Genomic DNA, 18,972 nt, shown 5'->3' with positions numbered 1-18,972 from the left:
GAAAATGAGAAAAGACATTCAACATATTAAATTAGAAACTTCAGACGTTAAAAGTTCGCAGTCGCAAGACCAAAACTTTGTAACCGCTGAAGGTATCGAAGTAAAACAAACCTATTCCGAATCGGATTTGGAAGGTTTGGAACATTTAGGTTTCGGAGCCGGTTTTGCACCGAATTTGCGTGGGCCTTACGCTACCATGTATGTACGCCGACCTTGGACTGTACGTCAATACGCAGGATTCTCAACCGCAACGGAAAGTAACGCATTCTATCGTCGTAACTTAGCGGCAGGACAAAAAGGATTATCGGTTGCTTTTGACCTTGCTACACACCGAGGCTATGATTCCGATCACGAGCGCGTTGTGGGTGACGTTGGAAAAGCCGGAGTGGCCATCGACTCTGTGGAAGACATGAAAATCCTTTTCGACCAGATTCCATTGGGAGAAATGTCGGTTTCCATGACTATGAACGGAGCTGTATTACCAATTATGGCTTTTTATATCGTAGCTGCCGAAGAACAGGGCGTTGATGCCAAATTACTTTCGGGTACGATTCAGAACGACATCCTTAAGGAGTTCATGGTGCGTAACACCTACATCTACCCTCCTACACCATCGATGAAAATCATTGCTGATATTTTCGACTATACTAGCAAAAAAATGCCGAAATTCAATTCGATTTCAATCTCTGGTTACCACATGCAGGAAGCCGGAGCTACTGCCGATATTGAGTTAGCTTATACTTTAGCAGACGGTTTGGAATACATCCGCACAGGATTGGCAGCAGGAATGAAAATTGACGAATTTGCTCCGCGTTTATCGTTCTTTTGGGCGATAGGTATGAACCATTTTATGGAAATTGCCAAAATGAGAGCCGGACGCATGCTTTGGGCTAAACTATTGAAGCAATTCAATCCGCAGGACGAAAAATCATTGGCATTGAGAACACACTGCCAGACTTCGGGTTGGAGTTTAACCGAGCAGGATCCTTTCAACAACGTAGCTCGTACAGCTATTGAAGCAGCAGCAGCGGCTTTCGGAGGAACACAATCCTTACATACGAATGCATTAGACGAAGCGATTGCTTTACCAACCGATTTCTCTGCACGTATTGCTCGAAATACACAGATCTTTTTACAGGAAGAAACGAAAATCTGTAAAACGGTAGATCCTTGGGCAGGAAGTTATTACGTGGAAAGCTTAACGAAAGAAATCGCGGATAAAGCCTGGGCGTTAATCGAAGAAGTAGAATCTTTGGGTGGTATGACCAAAGCGATCGAAGAAGGAATTCCGAAATTGCGTATCGAAGAAGCAGCAGCGCGTAAACAAGCGCGTATCGACAGTGGACAGGATATTATCGTTGGGGTGAATAAATTCCGTCTGGAAAAAGAAGACCCGTTACACATATTGGAAGTAGACAATCAAACCGTTCGAAGAGAACAGATTGAACGTCTGGAAAACATAAAAGCGACCCGAAACACCCAAAAAGTACAGGAATGTTTAGCAAAACTGACAGCCTGCGCCCAAGGTGGTGAAGGAAACTTATTGGATTTGGCGGTAGATGCAGCACGTCACAGAGCCACTTTAGGGGAAATCAGTGATGCACTGGAAACCGTTTTCGGAAGATATAAAGCACAAATCAGATCATTTAGCGGCGTGTACAGTAAAGAAATTAAAAACGACGACAGCTTTGAAAAAGCAAAAGGTCTGGCCGACGAATTTGCGAAAAAAGAAGGCCGTCGCCCACGTATTATGATTGCCAAAATGGGTCAAGACGGACACGACCGTGGCGCGAAAGTAGTAGCTACCGGTTATGCCGATGTTGGTTTCGACGTAGACATTGGTCCATTGTTCCAAACTCCGGCTGAAGCAGCCAAACAGGCTGTTGAAAACGACGTTCACATTTTAGGTGTTTCTTCTTTGGCAGCTGGACACAAAACTTTAGTTCCGCAGGTTATTGAAGAATTAAAGAAGTACGGTCGTGAAGATATCATGGTGATTGTGGGCGGAGTTATTCCGGCACAGGATTACCAATATTTATTTGACGCCGGGGCAGTTGCGGTTTTTGGACCGGGAACTAAGATCAGTGAAGCGGCAATTACCATTTTGGAAGTTTTATTGGAAGATTAATTTATCATTCGCTATAGAAAAAAGCCTGATTCCTAAGGATTCAGGCTTTCTTTTTTAAATTTGTATCGAAACCAAAAAACAGGGTGCAATATTTCTAAATACAGAAACATGGAAATCAGAATCCGTCAGGAATACCCAAATGATTATGCAAAAGTCGCTGAACTCATCGAGGCAGCTTTTCGGGATTTGGAATAAAGTGATCACAGGGAACATTTTTTAGCGGAACGCTTGCGAAAGTCGGATGCTTTTATTCCGGAACTGTCAATTGTAGCTGAAATTGAAAACGAAATCATCGGACATATTTTATTGACCAAACTGCTAATTATAAACGAGACCAAATCGTTTGAATCACTCGCTCTGGCACCTGTTTCAGTAAAACCGGAATTTCACCGACAGGGAATCGGCTCCAGATTAATTACCGAAAGTCACGCTATCGCAAAAAAATTAGGCTACAAATCCATCATTCTCTTGGGACACGAAAACTACTACCCGAGATTTGGATACGAACCCACCAGCAAATATGGTATCACAATGCCTTTTGAAGCTCCCGAAGAAAATTGCATGGCAGTTTCTTTAACAGAAAACGGGCTTCTTGGCGTCAGCAGAGAAGTAAAATATCCTGCAGCGTTTTTCGAATAAAATCAAACAACTGCAGCATTTCATAATTGGACATAAAAAAACCACTTCATCATATGAGAGTGGCTCTTTTTCTCTTTATCGCTTTTTCTACAACAGATGGACATCATACCATTTGGCGGCAAGTTTGTCTAAGTCTGCCCTCATCAAATCATCGGGAGTCATGACAGGTTTGAATTCACAGGCAGCTTCAAAATTCAAAAACCACGGCTCAGCTACGACCGGAATCTGGGAGGCCTCTGAAATCTCTACAATCATTGATGCAGCACGATTCCCTTCTATTTCCGTAAAATAAATACTTTCAGGCTTTATGTCGTCAATGATACGACCTAAAATTTCACTTGCTTTACCACTTCTCACGAGCGAGTTAAACGGCTCTATAGGCAGAATAATATTGACTAACATTTTCATGACGTTGAAATTTAAAAAATTACTTACTTAAAGTTACGAAATAATCATTATCAAAATAACCATAATTAACCTACTTATTGTCAAAAAGATAAAAAACAACGTTAAAAAAATGCCTATAGTGTTGCTCCAAAAAATAACTACATTTACATTTCAAATTTTCTCTTATGTCCAAATTACCTAACGTAACAACCAGTATTTTTTCTGTAATGTCGCAATTGGCAAATGAACACAGTGCCATAAATTTATCGCAAGGGTTCCCAAATTTTCCGGCAGACGAACGTCTGTTGCAAATTTCCGAACGACTCGTACGCGGAAATATACATCAATATACACCGATGGCTGGTTTACCTTCTTTAATGGAAAAAATCGGCAAATTGACTTTTCAGTATTATCATAGAAACATCAACAGTTCAACAGAATTACTGATAACTGCCGGTGCCACTCAGGGAATTTATACCGCAATAAATACGTTTGTAAACAAAGGAGAAGAGGTGATTCTTTTAGATCCAAGTTACGACAGCTATGAACCATCAGTGATCATGGCTGGCGGAATTCCGGTTCGCATTTCGTTAAACGATGACTATTCACCCGACTTTAACCGAATCGAAGACGCAATTTCCCCAAAGACCAAAATGATCATCATTAACAACCCGCATAATCCGACGGGACGAATCTGGACCGAATCTGAATTTGAGACCTTGGAATTGTTGCTCGAAAAACACTCACAGATACTGATTTTAGGGGATGAAGTATACGAATACATTTCATTTTCAAAGCCTCATATTTCATTTCACACACGGTCGAAATTAATCAATCGGACTATTATTGCCTCATCTTTCGGAAAATCACTGCATGTAACCGGTTGGAAAATAGGTTATCTGATAGCACCTGAAAACCTGATGAACGAAATTAAAAAAGTACACCAGTTTTTGGTTTTTAGTGTGAATAGTTTTTCCCAACATATCATTTCCGAGTATCTTGACATTGTCGATTTTAATGCGATTTCGAAAATGTACCTTCAGAAACGTGATTTATTCAGGGAACTGATAAAAGACAGCCGATTCGAATTGTTGCCCTGCGACGGTACCTATTTCCAGTTGGTAAACTATCAGAGTATCAGTAAACAGAACGATGTGGATTTTTCAAGAGAGCTAATAACAAAACATGGTGTGGCAGCCATTCCGCTATCGGTTTTTTACAAAGACGGTACCAACAGAAACGTATTACGATTTTGTTTTGCCAAAACCGATGAGACGCTTATCGAAGCCGCAAAAAAACTCAAAAAGGTTTAAAATACTTAAAAAATAACATTTTGTAATATTTTTTTTTAACTTTATATTAACAAAAAAAAATATAACCATGTCGCACCACAATCTTTACATTGACAACAAGCTTGTCATTTCAAGAGATTTTAAAGCCCCAAAAAATCTTGTTTTCAAAGCGTGGTCGGAAGCAGAACGTTTCGAACAATGGTGGGGACCGGCAGGTTTTTCTACCAGCGTGATTAATTTTGATTTCCGTCCACTAGGTTTCTGTCATTATTGCATAGAGTCGCCCGACACACTTAAAATGTGGGGCAGATTTATATACAAAGAAATCATACCCAATAAAAAAATAGAATTCCTGAATTGTTTTTCCGATGAAAACGTCGGGGTTATCCGTGCCCCTTTCAATGAAACCTGGCCGTTGGAAATGTTCAACATCCTTACACTTGAAGAAGACAACGGAATAACTACCGTAACCCTAATAATAGCCCCATATAATGCATCCGATACGGAAATAAGAACCTTTGGGGAAAACCATGAAAACATGGAATTAGGCTTCAAAGGTACATTTGACCGTTTGGAAGACTACCTGCTCAAAAATTAATACTTATTATGCAAGCATAGCATTTTTAATTATCTTTACGATTCTAAAAAACTGACATTATGAATTTTTCAGCAAAAATGCTACGCGATAACGCATTGGCAGACAAGGTTATTGTAGTAACAGGAGGCGGAAGCGGATTGGGAAAAGCCATGACCCGATATTTTATGGAATTGGGTGCAAAAGTCGCTATCACCTCCCGAGATCTGGAAAAACTGCAAACCACAGCCAAAGAATTAGAATCGGAAACCAACGGAAATTGTCTTGCCGTTCAATGTGATGTACGCCATTACGATCAGGTGGAAGCCATGTTAGCAGAAGTCTTGAAAGCTTACGGAAAAGTAGATGTCCTGCTGAACAATGCCGCCGGGAATTTTATCTCTCCGACCGAGCGATTATCAGCCAATGCCTGGGACACTATTATTGATATCGTTTTAAAAGGTTCAAAAAACTGTACATTGGCTTTTGGCAAGCACTGGATTGAAAACAAACAAACCAATACCAACGTATTAAATATAGTAACTACTTATGCCTGGACGGGTTCTGCTTATGTCGTTCCAAGCGCCACAGCAAAAGCCGGAGTTTTGGCCATGACACGCAGTTTGGCTGTAGAATGGGCAAAATATGGCATCAGAATGAACGCTATCGCACCAGGCCCCTTCCCTACCAAAGGCGCATGGGACCGTTTATTACCTGGTGACTTAAAAGAGAAATTCGATTTAGCTAAAAAAGTGCCGCTAAAACGTGTGGGTGACCATCAGGAACTGGCCAATTTGGCAGCCTATCTGGTTTCGGATTTTTCTGCCTATATCAACGGTGAAGTCATTACCATTGATGGTGGAGAGTGGTTACAAGGAGCCGGTCAATTTAATTTATTGGAACAGGTTCCCACCGAATTATGGGATATGTTGGAAATGATGATTAAGTCGAAAGGAAGTAAATAGTTAACAGAAAAAAGTTGGATGTTGACAGTTATAAAAGGGCGAAAATTTTCGTCCTTTTTCTTTTTACATCTTGTAAACACTTAGCTAAAAACTCCTAAGTATTAACTTTAGAACATTGTTAACAAATAACATTTTCATAAACCATAATAAATTGTATTTTTACGCTTCAAAATTTGAGAAGAAAAAATGGGGAAAATCATTGCGATAGCCAATCAAAAAGGTGGCGTTGGAAAAACTACAACTTCAGTTAACTTAGCGGCTTCTTTAGGCGTTTTAGAAAAGAAAGTTCTTTTAATTGATGCTGATCCTCAGGCAAATGCATCATCCGGATTAGGAATAGATGTTGAAACCGTAGAAGTAGGAACATACCAGATTCTGGAACACAGCAACACACCCGACGAAGCTACAATGGAATGCTCGGCTCCAAATGTTTCGTTGATTCCGGCGCATATTGACCTTGTTGCTATCGAAATTGAGTTGGTAGACAAAGAAAACCGCGAATACATGCTGAAACAAGCATTGGAAAGCGTAAAAGAAAAATACGATTACATCATTATTGACTGTGCTCCTTCTTTAGGATTACTGACACTAAATGCATTAACCGCAGCGGATTCTGTTGTTATCCCTATTCAGTGCGAGTATTTTGCATTGGAAGGTCTTGGTAAACTGTTGAATACCATCAAGAGTGTACAGAAAATCCACAATCCGGAACTGGACATCGAAGGTTTATTGCTGACGATGTACGATTCGCGTCTGCGTCTATCAAACCAGGTGGTGGAAGAAGTACAAAAGCACTTCAACAATATGGTTTTTGAAACCATCATCCAAAGAAATATCAAATTGAGTGAAGCTCCGAGTTTCGGCGAAAGCATCATCAATTATGATGCAACAAGTAAAGGGGCTACCAATTACCTGAGCTTAGCGGAAGAAATAATCAAGAAAAACAGCAACTAATACTATTTTATGACAAAAGCGATAAAAAAACAGGCATTAGGAAGAGGATTATCGGCGTTATTAAAAGATCCTGAAAACGATATCAAATCGGTTGAGGACAAAAATGCGGACAAAGTTGTCGGAAATATTATTGAGCTTGACGTAGACGCGATTGAAATCAATCCGTTTCAACCCAGAACCAATTTCAATGAAGAATCACTTCAGGAATTGGCATCATCGATCCGTGAATTAGGTGTTATCCAACCTATTACGGTAAGAAAAACAGACTTCAACAAATACCAGTTAATTTCCGGAGAGCGTCGTTTACGTGCTTCAAAATTAATCGGTTTAAAAACGGTTCCTGCCTATATCCGCCTTGCGAACGATAACGATTCACTGGTAATGGCCTTGGTGGAAAACATCCAGCGCCATGATTTGGATCCGATTGAAATCGCTTTGTCATACCAAAGATTAATTGACGAAATTCAGTTGACTCAGGAACAAATGAGTGACCGCGTTGGTAAAAAACGTTCTACGATTGCCAACTATCTGCGTTTATTAAAGTTAGACCCAATTATCCAAACCGGTATCCGTGACGGATTTATCACTATGGGACACGGTCGTGCCATTATCAACGTTGAAGACCTTGACGTACAAACCGATATCTACCAGAAAATTGTCAGCCAAAATCTTTCCGTTCGTGAAACTGAAGCGTTGGTTAAAGCCTATCACGAAAGTTTAAAACCCGCTCCGGCTAAGGCTCCGAAAGGAACTTCTTTTGATGTTGATGCTGATAAGAAAAAAACCATTACAAATTTCTTCGGTGCGAAAGTTGATGTAAAAGTGGCTGCTAACGGAAAAGGGAAAATTACGATTCCATTCCATTCTGAAGAAGATTTCAACAGAATCTTAAAACTAATTAACGGATAGTGAATAGGTTACTTCTAATATTCTTTTTCTCACTGTTCTTTACATCGCAAACAGTTCTCTCTCAAACGGAAGCTCCGCTGCTGATCGCCAAAGACTCTGTTAAATCGGATCAAATTGACGTTCTTGCTCCTGCCAAAGCCGCTTTTTACTCGGCATTGGTTCCGGGATTGGGACAGGCTTACAACAAAAGATACTGGAAAGTCCCCATTATTTATGCCGGACTTGCAACCAGTATTTATTTTTATGTAGACAACAATAAAAAATATCAGGAATTCCGCAACGAATATAAAGACCGGTTAAACGGTACTTCACATTATCAGGACGACGATCCTTATTATGGTCCGTTAGACAATAACCGTCTGATCGAAGGGCAGAAATTTTACAGAAGAAACCGTGATTTATCGGCTTTCATCACTATTGGCATTTACATCTTAAACATCGTAGACGCTAATGTTGACGCGCACTTGATGCAGTTCAACGTAAACGAAAATCTTACAGTTCGTCCGGACATCTATCAAAACGAAATCAATTACAAACAAAATGTCGGTTTGACACTGAATTATAAATTCTAATCTGAACATCATGAAAATTGCACTTTTAGGCTACGGAAAAATGGGTAAAGTAATCGAACGTATTGCTTTAGAAAGAGGTCACGAAGTTGTTCTTCGAAAAGACCACGGCGACACTTACGACGGATTGGAAAATGCCGATGTTGCTATCGATTTTAGTGTTCCAACTGCAGCAGTAAGTAACATTTCACAATGTTTTGCTACTAATGTACCGGTTGTATCCGGAACTACAGGCTGGTTGGAGCAATATGACGAAATGGTAGCGTTGTGCAAAGAAAAAAATGGAGCTTTTATTTATGGTTCCAATTTCAGTTTAGGAGTTAATATCTTCTTTGAACTGAATAATTATTTAGCAAAAATGATGGCTAACCTGGAAGAATACAAGGTTTCCATGGAAGAAATACACCATACTCAGAAACTGGATGCACCAAGCGGAACGGCAATTACATTGGCTGAAGGAATTATTGAAAATTCAGATTATTCCTCTTGGACGTTAGAACAACCAGGTGCTGACCAAATTCATATCGAAGCAAAACGCATCGAAAATATACCTGGTACACACAGTATTTTTTACGATTCTGTTGTAGATCAGATTGAAATAAAACACACAGCACATAGCCGCGAAGGTTTTGCATTAGGGGCCGTTGTTGCTGCCGAGTGGATTCAAGACAAAAAAGGTGTTTTCACCATGAAAGACGTTTTAAATTTAAAATAATCAGACGATTCGATTATTTAGAATTAATGGATTGTTAAAAATCGGAATCATAAAAAGATGATTCTAAATCAACAAACCGGCAAATAACTGAATAACCCGATCAATTAAATAAACGAACAAAAAACAACCAGATTATGACGCTAGTACAATGGTTTATTTTTTTCCTAATCATTCAAGTTGTACATTTTTTAGGAACATGGAAATTATACGAGAAGGCAGGCCGAAAAAAATGGGAAGCCGCTATTCCTGTTTACAATGCCATCGTTTTGATGAAAATCATTGACCGTCCAACCTGGTGGACTATTTTGTTGTTTATCCCGATTGTAAACCTGATTATGTTTCCGGTTATATGGGTAGAAACCCTGAAAGCCTTCGGAAAAAAATCCGACATTGACACAGCTTTAGGAGTAGTGACTCTAGGTTTCTACATTTACTACATCAACTACACTCAGAATGTGACCTATATTCCGAACAAAAACGCTGTAAAGAAAGAGAACACAGTAAGTTCCTTACTTTTTGCTGTAATTGTGGCGACATTGGTCCACACCTATTTCATACAGCCTTTTACAATTCCTTCATCATCCCTTGAAAAATCATTGTTAATTGGCGACTTTTTATTCGTTAGTAAATTTCATTACGGAGCCAGAACACCCATGACTGCCATTGCTGCTCCAATGGTTCACGACTCTATCCCGGTGGCAGGAGTAAAATCTTATTCGAAATGGCCGCAATTACCAAATTTCCGTTTTCCAGGTGCACAAAAAATTAAACGTAACGACATTGTGGTATTCAACTGGCCAGCCGATACAGTGTATCGATTTTTTGACCGTTCCGGGAGAAGAGCCGACAAACCAATCGATAAAAAATCAAACTACGTAAAACGTTGTGTAGGAACACCTGGCGATAATTTATCTATCAAAGACGGTATTATTTTTATTGACGAAAAAGAACTGGTGCTTCCGGAAAGAGCAAAGCCACAATATTCATACAAAATTTCCATTGATGGTCAAACGCCTATCAACTTTGAATATCTTTTAAAAGAGTTAAACATTACCGATCCTGCCGGACAGACTGCGAAGGACACTATTTTATTCAGCGCCTTAACATCTGAAAGTGCTTTGCGATTAAAAAACACTCCAGGTATTACTTCCGTGACTCGAATTATCGATAAAACGGCAGACAAACGAATCTTCCCACATACGCAAGCATGGAGCCAGGACAATTTAGGTCCGATTTACATTCCGAAAGAAGGAAAAACAGTAGAATTGAATGCCGAGACACTACCTTTTTATAAAAGAATCATAACCGAGTACGAGCACCACGATTTAAAAGTAACCGGTAATGATATACGAATCAACGGACAAATTGCTAAAAATTACACTTTCAAACAGGATTACTATTGGATGATGGGAGACAACCGTCACAACTCGGAAGATTCGAGATATTGGGGATTTGTTCCTGCGGATCATATCGTAGGAAAACCGGTATTCATCTGGATGAGTTTAGATCAAAACGTTCCATGGAGTAAGGCTATTGATAAAATCCGTTGGGAACGATTATTTACCACTGTTGGTGGTGATGGGCAACCTGTTTCGTATTTCAAGTATTTCATGTTGCTGCTTTTAGGCTATTTCGGCTATAATTTTTACAAAAAGAGACAGGCAAAGAAAAGAGCATAAATGAATATATAATTTAGAGCTTGCAGCAGATTGAATAATCTGCTGCAAGCTCTAAAAAAATAAGGATATACAAAAATGGACATCTTAATACATCCCACCTACTTTCCCTCCATCAGTCATTTTGTAGCGATGGTAAAAGCAGACACTATTACATTTGAAATGGAAGATAATTTCCAGAAACAAACCAATCGTAACAGGATGTATATTTATTCGCCAAACGGAATACAGATGTTGAATATCCCTGTTAAGCACGGTTCGACAGCAAACCAAAAATTTAAAGATGTACGCGTTGAAAATGATTTTAACTGGCAAAAAAACCATTTCAAATCCTTAGAAGCAGCCTATAGAACTTCGCCTTTTTTCGAGTATTTCGAAGACGACATCAGACCAATTTTTGAAAAGAAACACGATTTTATGATGGACTTAAACTTCCAGACTATCGAGATCATAAACGAATGCCTGGGAGCTAAATTCAACTTCGAAAAAACGACTGAATATTTTCACGATGCCAATGGTTTGACCGATTTTCGTTCTTTGGCCAACGGAAAGAAAGACACTTCTGTTTTCGAACCTTACACACAGGTTTTCGAGGAAAAACACGGCTTTATAAACAACTTAAGCATTTTGGATTTGTTGTTTAATGAAGGCCGTTACGCAATGGATTATCTTAAAAATCAGGTTTTGTAATTACTCTTCCGGCTTCAGCATAAGTCGGGTGGTAATCGGAAAATGATCAGAATTGACGAAGTTGTCAAAGTTCTTGAAATTCTTCACCTCAAAGGCCTTATCGACTAAAATATAATCGATTCTGGTAGGGTAAAATTCAAAATCATATGTTTTCCCAAATCCTTCACCAGCTTCTTCGAAAGCATCTTTCATATTGCCTTTAATATTGCGATACACATACGAAAAAGCGCTGTTGTTCATATCTCCACAGACAATTATCGGATAATGGCAATCGGTTTTATGTTCTTTTATTAACTCCGACTGTACTTGCTGCTCGGCAAAAGCTTCACTCATACGGCGGAAAATCTTCTTTGACTTAGCCTCATCAATCTTCTCATTGATATCCGGACTAATCTTAGTAGACTGCAAATGAATGCTGTACACACGAATCGTATCGCGTCTCATTTTAATATCCGCAAAAATCACATTGTTGTCGGAATTCGGAAAATCAATCTCCCCTTTATCTATCATCGGAAATTTTGAAAAAATAGCCTGCCCAGTGCGGATATTATCCCCCTGCATCAGGATATACTTGTATTTGTAGGCTCTTAAATCTAATTTAACTGATGTGGAATATTCCTGAATACACAAAATATCAGGATTCTGAGAAGCGATAAAATCGGCAATATCTTCCGGGATGTTCTGCTTGCTCATCCATTCAAAAACATTGAAAAGACGAACGTTATAACTCATAACCGAGAAATCATTTTCCTCTACAATCAGGTCTTTTCCGGAAAATTTATAAAACTTATTAAAAAAAGTAATCCCGATTAATAAAACAACAGCCGAAAGAAAAACCTGTTTCTTCAACTGGATTCCCCAATAGAATAGAAAGATGCCATTAAGTATCAGCATCAAAGGCAGTATCAATGTCAACACCGATAAAAAAGGAAACATCTTTGGTGCCAGGAAAGGAAGCAGATAAGCCACAAAAGTCAATATCATCAGGATGATATTGAAAAAAAAGACTATTTTATTTAACCACGATAAGTTTTTCATTAATTGAAAACTGTCTGCACAGATTATTAAACACTTGCTATTTGTTATTCCCTACCTTGAACAAAAAATCTTTCTCTTCTTTAGACAGACTATCGTAACCCGATTTACTGATCTTATCCAAAATCTCATCTATTTTCTTCTGAGTACTGTTTTTGTCAATTATTGTACCGGTATTCTTTTTGTATTGTGGTGTGACATTTTTATGCACTTTTTTAAACGGAGTTGTTCTTCTTGGGGAAAACAAAGAAACAAAATAATCAATAACTTTAGATACAATTTTGCTCATATCAGTCCCACGTTGCAATGTTTTAATGTATATAAAACCAAACAGTGATCCTCCCATATGTGCCAGATGTCCACCTGTATTATTCATGGGAACCTGTATCAGATCCAAAGCCAATAAAACCAAAGCAATGTGCCATAATTTTACATTCCCGATTAACAACAACCTGATTTCCGAAAAAGGAGCATAAGTCGCAGCGGCAATCAGCACTGCCATAATAGCACCGGAGGCGCCAACCAGAATCGTATTCTGTTGTAGGAACAAATCTGTAAGCACAAAAACCAACCCTGCAAAAATGGCGGCCAGTAAATAAGCGCCAAACAATTGCTTTTGGGTAAAATAGGTCAAAAATAAACGGCTGGTGAAATTCAGCACAATCATATTAAACAACAGATGCCAAAAATCAGCATGTAAAAAAGCATAGGTAATGAATGTCCAAGGTTTCAGGACAGCGGTATTAATGTCGGAAGATAAACAAAGCCAAGTCTTCAGAATCTCAAACAAAGACGGGAAAAATGATTGTATAACAAAAAAAGGCAACGCAATACCCACATTCCAGAAAATAAGTTTCTGAGTGATATCCCCTGCTTTATACTGCAATTTAAAATCGTCTATAATATTCATCCTTAAAAGTATGATTTAAATATTGTATCTACTAACTGAGTCTTGTTAATCTAAAACTTCCCTACGGATTAATTCCATCGATTGTTATTAAACTGGTTTTTCTTCCAATATGACATCATTATAAATCCTATTATCGCACCACCAATATGAGCAAAATGGGCTATTCCCGTACCGCCTCCAAAAATAGAATTCCCTTTAACGCCCAGGAACAAATCCAGCAATAATAACCCCGGCACGAAATATTTTGCTTTCACGGGCACTGGTAAAAAGATAAGCGCCAGACCTGCATTAGGAAACATGAATGCAAAAGCAACCAAAAGTCCGTAAATGGCGCCGGAAGCCCCTAACATTCGTCCATTATAAATTTCTAAAATCGATTGCAAATCACTTTGTCGTATCAATTCAGCATTATATTTAATCGAACCTGTATCTAAGAACGAACTGATTTCACTCGGTTTTAGCCCTGAATTAATCATTGTATCATAAATAGAATGAAACGCAAAGTAATTTATAGCATTATGAAGGAGCATTGCTCCCAATCCACATGAAATGTAAAAAAACAAAAATTTTCTTCCTCCCCAAAAATGTTCCAAAGAACTTCCGAAAGAATACAATGCAAACATGTTAAACAAAACATGCATAAAATTAGGAAACGGTGCGTGCATGAACATGTGCGTTATTACCTGCCACACTTTGAAACTCGGGTTTTCAAAATAGAACATTGGCAGGAAATCCAAAGCCGCGGGAACCATAATTGTACCCACATAAAGAAGCACGTTAATAATAATCAACTGTTTAACAGTTTCGGTCATGTTCATCATACGGCAAAACGTTTGTCTAAATCTTCCACACCCATAGTAATGAAAGTAGGTTTATTAAAAGGGGAAACATTTGGGTCTTTGCATGCAAATAACGAATTTACGATGTTTTCCTGTTCTTTTTCAGTTAAATAAGTTCCGGTTTTCACCGAAAGGCTTCGTGCCATCGATTTTGCAATACGGTCGCTTTGACTGAAACTGCTCTCCGGAAGTTCGCCCTGTAAATCACGGATTAATTCTTCCAAAAGCCCGTTCACTTCGCTTTCTGCAACATTAACAGGCAGCCCGGAGATAACGAGAATTTCGGAAGTCATGGCGTCAAAAACAAAACCTGTATTTTCCAAAGAAGACCTCAATTCTTTAATCATAGCCATTTCCGATTGCGAAAAATGCAATTCCAAAGGAAAGAGCAACTGCTGACTTGCAGCGTGATGTATCGTTATATTAGTTAGAAATTGTTCGTATAAAATACGCTGGTGCGCCCGCTCCTGATACAAAATCATCATTCCGGATTTAATCGGACTGACAATATATTTTTTATGAATCTGATACGTACGGTTCCCTGCCGATTCCGCTTCGGCATCGTCAAATAGTGATCCGGTTACTTCTTCGCTTTCAAACTGGATTTCACCCAAGTCTATTTCTTCCGTAGCGGTTTTCAAACCAACATACAGACTCTCCCAACTTGCGCTGCTTTCCTGCTTTTTATATCCTGAACTATAGCTTGACCCACCTGATCCAAAAGAATGTGAACCTCCCGAAGAGGATGAAAACGACCTCGAAGGAGTATCAGTTTCCGTAGTAAACGGATTAAAATTGGCATCTACCTGAATTAAAGGAAATTCACTTTCCTTTTCTTTATAATCGTATGGAACATCTAGGGAGGAATCTCTTTCGAAATCCAAAACCGGAGCCACATTGAATTGCCCTAAACTGTGTTTGATGGACGATCTTAAAATGGCATACATCGCCTGATCGTCATCAAATTTGATTTCGGTTTTGGTCGGATGGATATTGATATCTATCGTATGTGGAGGTACATCGAGATATAAGAAATAACTCGGCTGACTTCCGTCTTTCAACAAACCTTCATAAGCCGCCATTATCGAATGATGCAGGTATGGACTCTTGATAAATCGGTCGTTGACAAAGAAAAACTGCTCTCCTTTATTCTTTTTGGCAAATTCGGGTTTACCCACAAATCCCTGAATCCCCATTATTTCAGTACTTTCCGTAACAGGAACCAGCTTTTCATTGGTCTTACCTCCGAAAACGTTCACAATACGCTGACGCAGATTGGATTGCGGCAAATTAAACATTTCACTGCCGTTATGATAAAGCATGAAATGAATATTCGGATGTGCCAAAGCCACACGTTCAAAATCGTCCACAATATGACGAAATTCCACCGTATCGGACTTTAAGAAATTGCGTCGTGCCGGAATATTAAAAAATAAATTTTTTACCGAAAATGAAGTACCCCTAGGCAACACAGCCACATCCTGAGAGACAAACTTACTCCCTTCAATAACAATGTGCGTACCTAATTCTTCCTGATCCTGTTTGGTTTTCAGCTCTACATGGGCAATTGCCGCGATGGAAGCCAATGCCTCTCCGCGAAATCCTTTCGTGTGCAGTGAAAATAAATCTTCCGCCTGACGGATTTTGGAAGTTGCATGGCGTTCGAAACACAAACGTGCGTCGGTAACCGACATTCCTTTTCCGTTATCAATTACCTGAATCAGTGTTTTTCCCGCATCTTTTACTATAAGTTTGATTTCGGTAGCACCGGCATCAACTGCGTTTTCCACCAATTCTTTCACCACAGACGCTGGTCGCTGCACAACTTCTCCGGCAGCAATCTGATTCGCAACGTGATCGGGTAGTAATTGAATTATGCTTGACATTGAAAATAAGTAAGTTAAAAGTTATGGATTATAAGGGAGCCCATGTTTACAAATTTAAGCAAAAGGTTTCTGTTATTCTACCCAACAGAATCATAAAAAACAAAAAAACCTACTCTTTCGAATAGGTTTTTTCAATATCAATCTCCATGATAAACAACATCGATTTTTACATTCAAAAAACTCGAACGCCGTTTATGCCACTTACTAATTTTGAATGGTCGCCTCACGACCGCTATTTCTTCTCAAATCAGCCATCTTAATTGCTGCAATAGCTGCTTCCGTACCTTTATTTCCGTGTTTTCCTCCACTTCTGTCAATGGATTGCTGTTCGTTATTATCGGTTAAAAGACAGAATATTACCGGAACATCGGTTTGCACGTTCAAATCCTTGATGCCTTGCGTAACACCTTCGCATACAAATTCGAAATGCATCGTTTCCCCTTTAATAACACAGCCGATTGTAATGACACAATCAACTTCCTGCGTTACAATCATTCGCTGCGCACCGTATACCAGTTCGAAACTGCCGGGCACGTTCCAACGAATAATGTTTTCCGGAAGTGCACCGCAATCTAAAAGTGCCGCTTCGGCTCCGGAATACAATCCTTCCGTGATTTTATCGTTCCATTCTGAAACAACAATCCCAAACCGAAAATCTTTCGCGTTTGGGATTGTGTTTTTATCGTAATTTGATAAATTTTTATTTTCTGTTGCCATAATTTTAATTTAGAAATCAGAAGTTAGAAAAAAGAAACTGAATTCTAAATTCTACCCGCTGCCTTCAATTTACTCAACCATTGCAATCATTGCATCAATAGTAGCTCCTTCCTGAGAAGTTTCATATTTTTCTTTGATTTGAGTAAAGAATTTTAAAGCTTCTGCTTTTTTACCCATCTCTAAAGACAATTGACCAGCTTTGTATAAATATCTTGGCGTAGTAAATTCATTTACATTAGCATCAGCTGCTTTTTGGTACTGACTTAAAGCATTTTCTTTCTGGCCTAATTCTGAGTAAGCATCACCAATAGCTCCGATAGAAATCGCTTTCAAGAACATATCGTCTGATTTAAATTGCTCTAATTGCTCAACCGCTTCTTTGAACTTACCTGTATTTAAATAAGCCATACCTGCATAGTAATGTGCAAGGTTAGCCGCTTTAGTTCCAGAATAACTATCTGCAATTCCGATGAAACCTAATTTTCCTTCACCACCTTTTAAAGCAAGGTTATACAAAGAATCGTTAGCTGTTTGACCATCTACCGCTTGTTGGAAATATTGCTGTGCCTGGAACATTTCATTGGCAGCCTCATTTTCTTTTGGCTCAACAATAAACTTATCATATACCAAATACACTGCAGCCGCCAAACCAATAGCACCTACAACTCCGAAAATATATTTTTGATTTTTAGCAACCCAATTTTCAAGCTTGTTAGCACTTTCATCCAAAGTATTAAATACCTCAGCCGTTGCACTATCTTCCTCTTTGACGCTGTCTAATACATCAACATCAACTTGTTCTACAACTGCTTCGTCTTTTGGTTTTGGAGCTTTATACCCTCTTTTGTTATATGTTGCCATCTATTTTTAATTTAATGAACGGCAAAAATAAAATTTTTATTCATATATGAAAATCCTTTTTATCGATATTTTTCAATAATTTGCACCCACCTTAAAAAAGGCTATAAATTTTAGGAGATAATTCGGATTTCAAGTGCACCTGAAACAACTTTCCCTTTTCAATTACAAGAATATTGCCGAAGCAACATTTGACTTCGATGCAAAAATCAATTGCTTTGTAGGGAAAAACGGCATCGGAAAGACCAATATTCTGGATGCCATTTATCATCTGGCTTACGGGAAAAGCTATTTTAACCCATTGGCAGTTCAAAATATCAAACACGGAGAAGAGTTTTTTGTGGTTGACGGCGTCTTCGAAAAAAACCAACGCGCTGAACAAATTGTATGCAGCCTGAAAAAAGGACAGAAAAAAATCCTGAAACGCAACAACAAATCCTACGAACGTTTTTCGGAACATGTCGGACTTATCCCTTTAGTGATTATCTCTCCTTCCGATCAGGATTTGATTATTGAAGGAAGCGAAACCCGCAGAAAATTTATCGACAGCGTTATCTCACAACTCGACAACACCTACCTGCAACAGTTGATTCAGTACCAAAAAATAGTTGCACAACGCAATGCCTTACTGAAATATTTCGCTGCCAACCAAACTTTTGACAACGACACGCTGTCCATATACAACGAACAGCTCGACAGTTTGGGAACGTCAATTTTTGAAAAAAGGAAACAATTTCTGGAAGATTTTATTCCTATTTTCAATCAACATCATCAAGCCATTACCGATTCGGCAGAAACGGTACAAATCGTATATCAGAGTCAGCTTTCAGAGAAACCCCTGTTAAAACTTTTCGAGGAAAACCTAGCCAAGGACCGCGTACTACAATACACCAGCGTAGGTATTCACAAAGACGATCTGTCGTTTGAAATCGATTCATTCCCGATAAAGAAATTCGGTTCCCAAGGCCAGCAGAAATCATTTCTGATTGCCCTGAAACTAGCGCAGTTCGAATTCATCAAAAAGCAGAGCGGCTTCTTACCTATATTATTATTCGATGATATTTTCGACAAACTGGACGAAACCCGCGTGAGCAAAATCGTGGAAATGGTAAACAACGAAACATTCGGACAATTATTTATTTCCGACACACATCCGGAACGCACCGAAAACATCGTAAAATCCACCCATCAATCATATAAGCTATTTAATTTGTAAATTTGCATATATA

The 18,972-nt window shown here is 38.8% G+C and carries 19 protein-coding genes; 12 read left to right on the top strand and 7 right to left on the bottom strand.

Going from position 1 to position 18,972, the window contains the following annotated elements:
• The first annotated feature begins 4 nt into the window (after window positions 1-4).
• Both scpA and LZF87_RS07080 read left to right on the top strand, forming a co-directional pair.
• Window positions 5-2,128, top strand: coding sequence for a methylmalonyl-CoA mutase (gene scpA, locus LZF87_RS07085; RefSeq protein ID WP_244343617.1), 2,124 nt, complete (start codon window positions 5-7; stop codon window positions 2,126-2,128).
• A 228-nt stretch (window positions 2,129-2,356) separates the two neighbouring features.
• The gene (locus LZF87_RS07080) at window positions 2,357-2,767 is read left to right on the top strand and encodes a GNAT family N-acetyltransferase (protein WP_319800069.1); all 411 of its coding nucleotides are present in this window, start codon (window positions 2,357-2,359) and stop codon (window positions 2,765-2,767) included.
• Between the two features lie 87 nt (window positions 2,768-2,854).
• On the opposite strand, the gene LZF87_RS07075 is transcribed toward LZF87_RS07080, so the two are convergent.
• Window positions 2,855-3,175 carry a panthothenate synthetase gene (locus LZF87_RS07075; RefSeq protein ID WP_244343604.1) on the bottom strand — a complete coding sequence of 107 codons (321 nt, stop codon included), beginning with the start codon at window positions 3,173-3,175 and terminating at the stop codon, window positions 2,855-2,857.
• Window positions 3,176-3,339: 164 nt separating this feature from the next.
• On the opposite strand from LZF87_RS07075, the gene LZF87_RS07070 reads away from it, so the two are divergent.
• The 9 genes from LZF87_RS07070 to LZF87_RS07030 all read left to right on the top strand — a co-directional run bounded on the left by LZF87_RS07070 (window position 3,340) and on the right by LZF87_RS07030 (window position 11,498).
• Window positions 3,340-4,467 carry a methionine aminotransferase gene (locus tag LZF87_RS07070; RefSeq protein ID WP_244343597.1) on the top strand — a complete coding sequence of 376 codons (1,128 nt, stop codon included), beginning with the start codon at window positions 3,340-3,342 and terminating at the stop codon, window positions 4,465-4,467.
• A gap of 67 nt (window positions 4,468-4,534) precedes the next feature.
• The gene (locus tag LZF87_RS07065; protein ID WP_244343593.1) at window positions 4,535-5,044 is read left to right on the top strand and encodes an SRPBCC family protein; all 510 of its coding nucleotides are present in this window, start codon (window positions 4,535-4,537) and stop codon (window positions 5,042-5,044) included.
• Between the two features lie 59 nt (window positions 5,045-5,103).
• Window positions 5,104-5,985 (top strand): SDR family oxidoreductase, encoded by an 882-nt coding sequence (locus tag LZF87_RS07060; RefSeq protein WP_244343591.1) that lies wholly within the window; start codon window positions 5,104-5,106, stop codon window positions 5,983-5,985.
• 186 nt (window positions 5,986-6,171) lie between these two features.
• Window positions 6,172-6,939, top strand: a complete 768-nt coding sequence (locus LZF87_RS07055) for a ParA family protein (RefSeq protein ID WP_244343588.1) — start codon at window positions 6,172-6,174, stop codon at window positions 6,937-6,939.
• Window positions 6,940-6,948: 9 nt separating this feature from the next.
• Window positions 6,949-7,848: a ParB/RepB/Spo0J family partition protein gene (locus LZF87_RS07050; RefSeq protein ID WP_244343586.1), complete on the top strand. Its 900-nt coding sequence runs from the start codon at window positions 6,949-6,951 to the stop codon at window positions 7,846-7,848.
• Window positions 7,848-8,420: a DUF5683 domain-containing protein gene (locus tag LZF87_RS07045; protein WP_413614299.1), complete on the top strand. Its 573-nt coding sequence runs from the start codon at window positions 7,848-7,850 to the stop codon at window positions 8,418-8,420. Before LZF87_RS07050 ends, LZF87_RS07045 begins: the two co-directional genes overlap by 1 nt.
• Before the next feature lie 10 nt (window positions 8,421-8,430).
• On the top strand, window positions 8,431-9,132 hold the full coding sequence (gene dapB, locus LZF87_RS07040; protein WP_244343584.1) for a 4-hydroxy-tetrahydrodipicolinate reductase: 702 nt from the start codon (window positions 8,431-8,433) through the stop codon (window positions 9,130-9,132).
• Between the two features lie 134 nt (window positions 9,133-9,266).
• Window positions 9,267-10,811, top strand: a complete 1,545-nt coding sequence (gene lepB / locus LZF87_RS07035; RefSeq protein WP_244343582.1) for a signal peptidase I — start codon at window positions 9,267-9,269, stop codon at window positions 10,809-10,811.
• Between the two features lie 75 nt (window positions 10,812-10,886).
• Complete coding sequence (locus LZF87_RS07030) at window positions 10,887-11,498, top strand: WbqC family protein (RefSeq protein WP_244343580.1); 612 nt, start codon at window positions 10,887-10,889, stop codon at window positions 11,496-11,498.
• On the opposite strand, the gene LZF87_RS07025 is transcribed toward LZF87_RS07030, so the two are convergent.
• The 6 genes from LZF87_RS07025 to LZF87_RS07000 form a co-directional block, all read right to left on the bottom strand.
• Window positions 11,499-12,536, bottom strand: coding sequence for an endonuclease/exonuclease/phosphatase family protein (locus tag LZF87_RS07025; RefSeq protein WP_244343579.1), 1,038 nt, complete (start codon window positions 12,534-12,536; stop codon window positions 11,499-11,501).
• A gap of 37 nt (window positions 12,537-12,573) precedes the next feature.
• Window positions 12,574-13,443, bottom strand: coding sequence for a rhomboid family protein (locus LZF87_RS07020; RefSeq protein WP_244343578.1), 870 nt, complete (start codon window positions 13,441-13,443; stop codon window positions 12,574-12,576).
• 68 nt (window positions 13,444-13,511) lie between these two features.
• A complete protein-coding gene (locus LZF87_RS07015) occupies window positions 13,512-14,264 on the bottom strand; it encodes a rhomboid family intramembrane serine protease (protein WP_244343577.1) in 753 nt (250 codons plus the stop codon).
• Window positions 14,261-16,168 carry a DNA mismatch repair endonuclease MutL gene (gene mutL, locus LZF87_RS07010; protein ID WP_244343576.1) on the bottom strand — a complete coding sequence of 636 codons (1,908 nt, stop codon included), beginning with the start codon at window positions 16,166-16,168 and terminating at the stop codon, window positions 14,261-14,263. The genes LZF87_RS07015 and mutL overlap by 4 nt, the downstream gene beginning before the upstream one ends.
• 204 nt (window positions 16,169-16,372) lie before the next feature.
• A complete protein-coding gene (ribH, locus tag LZF87_RS07005; RefSeq protein WP_244343575.1) occupies window positions 16,373-16,885 on the bottom strand; it encodes a 6,7-dimethyl-8-ribityllumazine synthase in 513 nt (170 codons plus the stop codon).
• 69 nt (window positions 16,886-16,954) lie between these two features.
• Entirely contained in the window at window positions 16,955-17,746 is a 792-nt protein-coding gene (locus LZF87_RS07000) for a tetratricopeptide repeat protein (protein WP_244343573.1), read from the bottom strand.
• A gap of 133 nt (window positions 17,747-17,879) precedes the next feature.
• On the opposite strand from LZF87_RS07000, the gene recF reads away from it, so the two are divergent.
• Window positions 17,880-18,959: a DNA replication/repair protein RecF gene (gene recF, locus LZF87_RS06995; RefSeq protein WP_244343572.1), complete on the top strand. Its 1,080-nt coding sequence runs from the start codon at window positions 17,880-17,882 to the stop codon at window positions 18,957-18,959.
• The last annotated feature ends 13 nt before the right edge of the window (window positions 18,960-18,972 follow it).

Origin of the sequence: Flavobacterium enshiense (genome assembly GCF_022836875.1) — a bacterium.
In the GTDB taxonomy this organism is placed as follows: Bacteria; Bacteroidota; Bacteroidia; order Flavobacteriales; family Flavobacteriaceae; genus Flavobacterium; species Flavobacterium enshiense_A.
This window is presented reverse-complemented; position numbering and strand designations above follow the sequence as displayed.

Excerpts from the sequence above, each read along its gene's own strand:
- scpA (WP_244343617.1), top strand. The coding sequence starts at position 5 with ATGAGAAAAGACATTCAACATATTAAATTAGAAACTTCAGACGTTAAA.
- LZF87_RS07075 (WP_244343604.1), bottom strand. The coding sequence starts at position 3,175 with ATGAAAATGTTAGTCAATATTATTCTGCCTATAGAGCCGTTTAACTCG.
- LZF87_RS07070 (WP_244343597.1), top strand. The coding sequence starts at position 3,340 with ATGTCCAAATTACCTAACGTAACAACCAGTATTTTTTCTGTAATGTCG.
- LZF87_RS07065 (WP_244343593.1), top strand. The coding sequence starts at position 4,535 with ATGTCGCACCACAATCTTTACATTGACAACAAGCTTGTCATTTCAAGA.
- LZF87_RS07060 (WP_244343591.1), top strand. The coding sequence starts at position 5,104 with ATGAATTTTTCAGCAAAAATGCTACGCGATAACGCATTGGCAGACAAG.
- LZF87_RS07055 (WP_244343588.1), top strand. The coding sequence starts at position 6,172 with ATGGGGAAAATCATTGCGATAGCCAATCAAAAAGGTGGCGTTGGAAAA.
- LZF87_RS07050 (WP_244343586.1), top strand. The coding sequence starts at position 6,949 with ATGACAAAAGCGATAAAAAAACAGGCATTAGGAAGAGGATTATCGGCG.
- dapB (WP_244343584.1), top strand. The coding sequence starts at position 8,431 with ATGAAAATTGCACTTTTAGGCTACGGAAAAATGGGTAAAGTAATCGAA.
- lepB (WP_244343582.1), top strand. The coding sequence starts at position 9,267 with ATGACGCTAGTACAATGGTTTATTTTTTTCCTAATCATTCAAGTTGTA.
- LZF87_RS07030 (WP_244343580.1), top strand. The coding sequence starts at position 10,887 with ATGGACATCTTAATACATCCCACCTACTTTCCCTCCATCAGTCATTTT.
- LZF87_RS07025 (WP_244343579.1), bottom strand. The coding sequence starts at position 12,536 with ATGAAAAACTTATCGTGGTTAAATAAAATAGTCTTTTTTTTCAATATC.
- LZF87_RS07020 (WP_244343578.1), bottom strand. The coding sequence starts at position 13,443 with ATGAATATTATAGACGATTTTAAATTGCAGTATAAAGCAGGGGATATC.
- LZF87_RS07015 (WP_244343577.1), bottom strand. The coding sequence starts at position 14,264 with ATGATGAACATGACCGAAACTGTTAAACAGTTGATTATTATTAACGTG.
- mutL (WP_244343576.1), bottom strand. The coding sequence starts at position 16,168 with ATGTCAAGCATAATTCAATTACTACCCGATCACGTTGCGAATCAGATT.
- ribH (WP_244343575.1), bottom strand. The coding sequence starts at position 16,885 with ATGGCAACAGAAAATAAAAATTTATCAAATTACGATAAAAACACAATC.
- LZF87_RS07000 (WP_244343573.1), bottom strand. The coding sequence starts at position 17,746 with ATGGCAACATATAACAAAAGAGGGTATAAAGCTCCAAAACCAAAAGAC.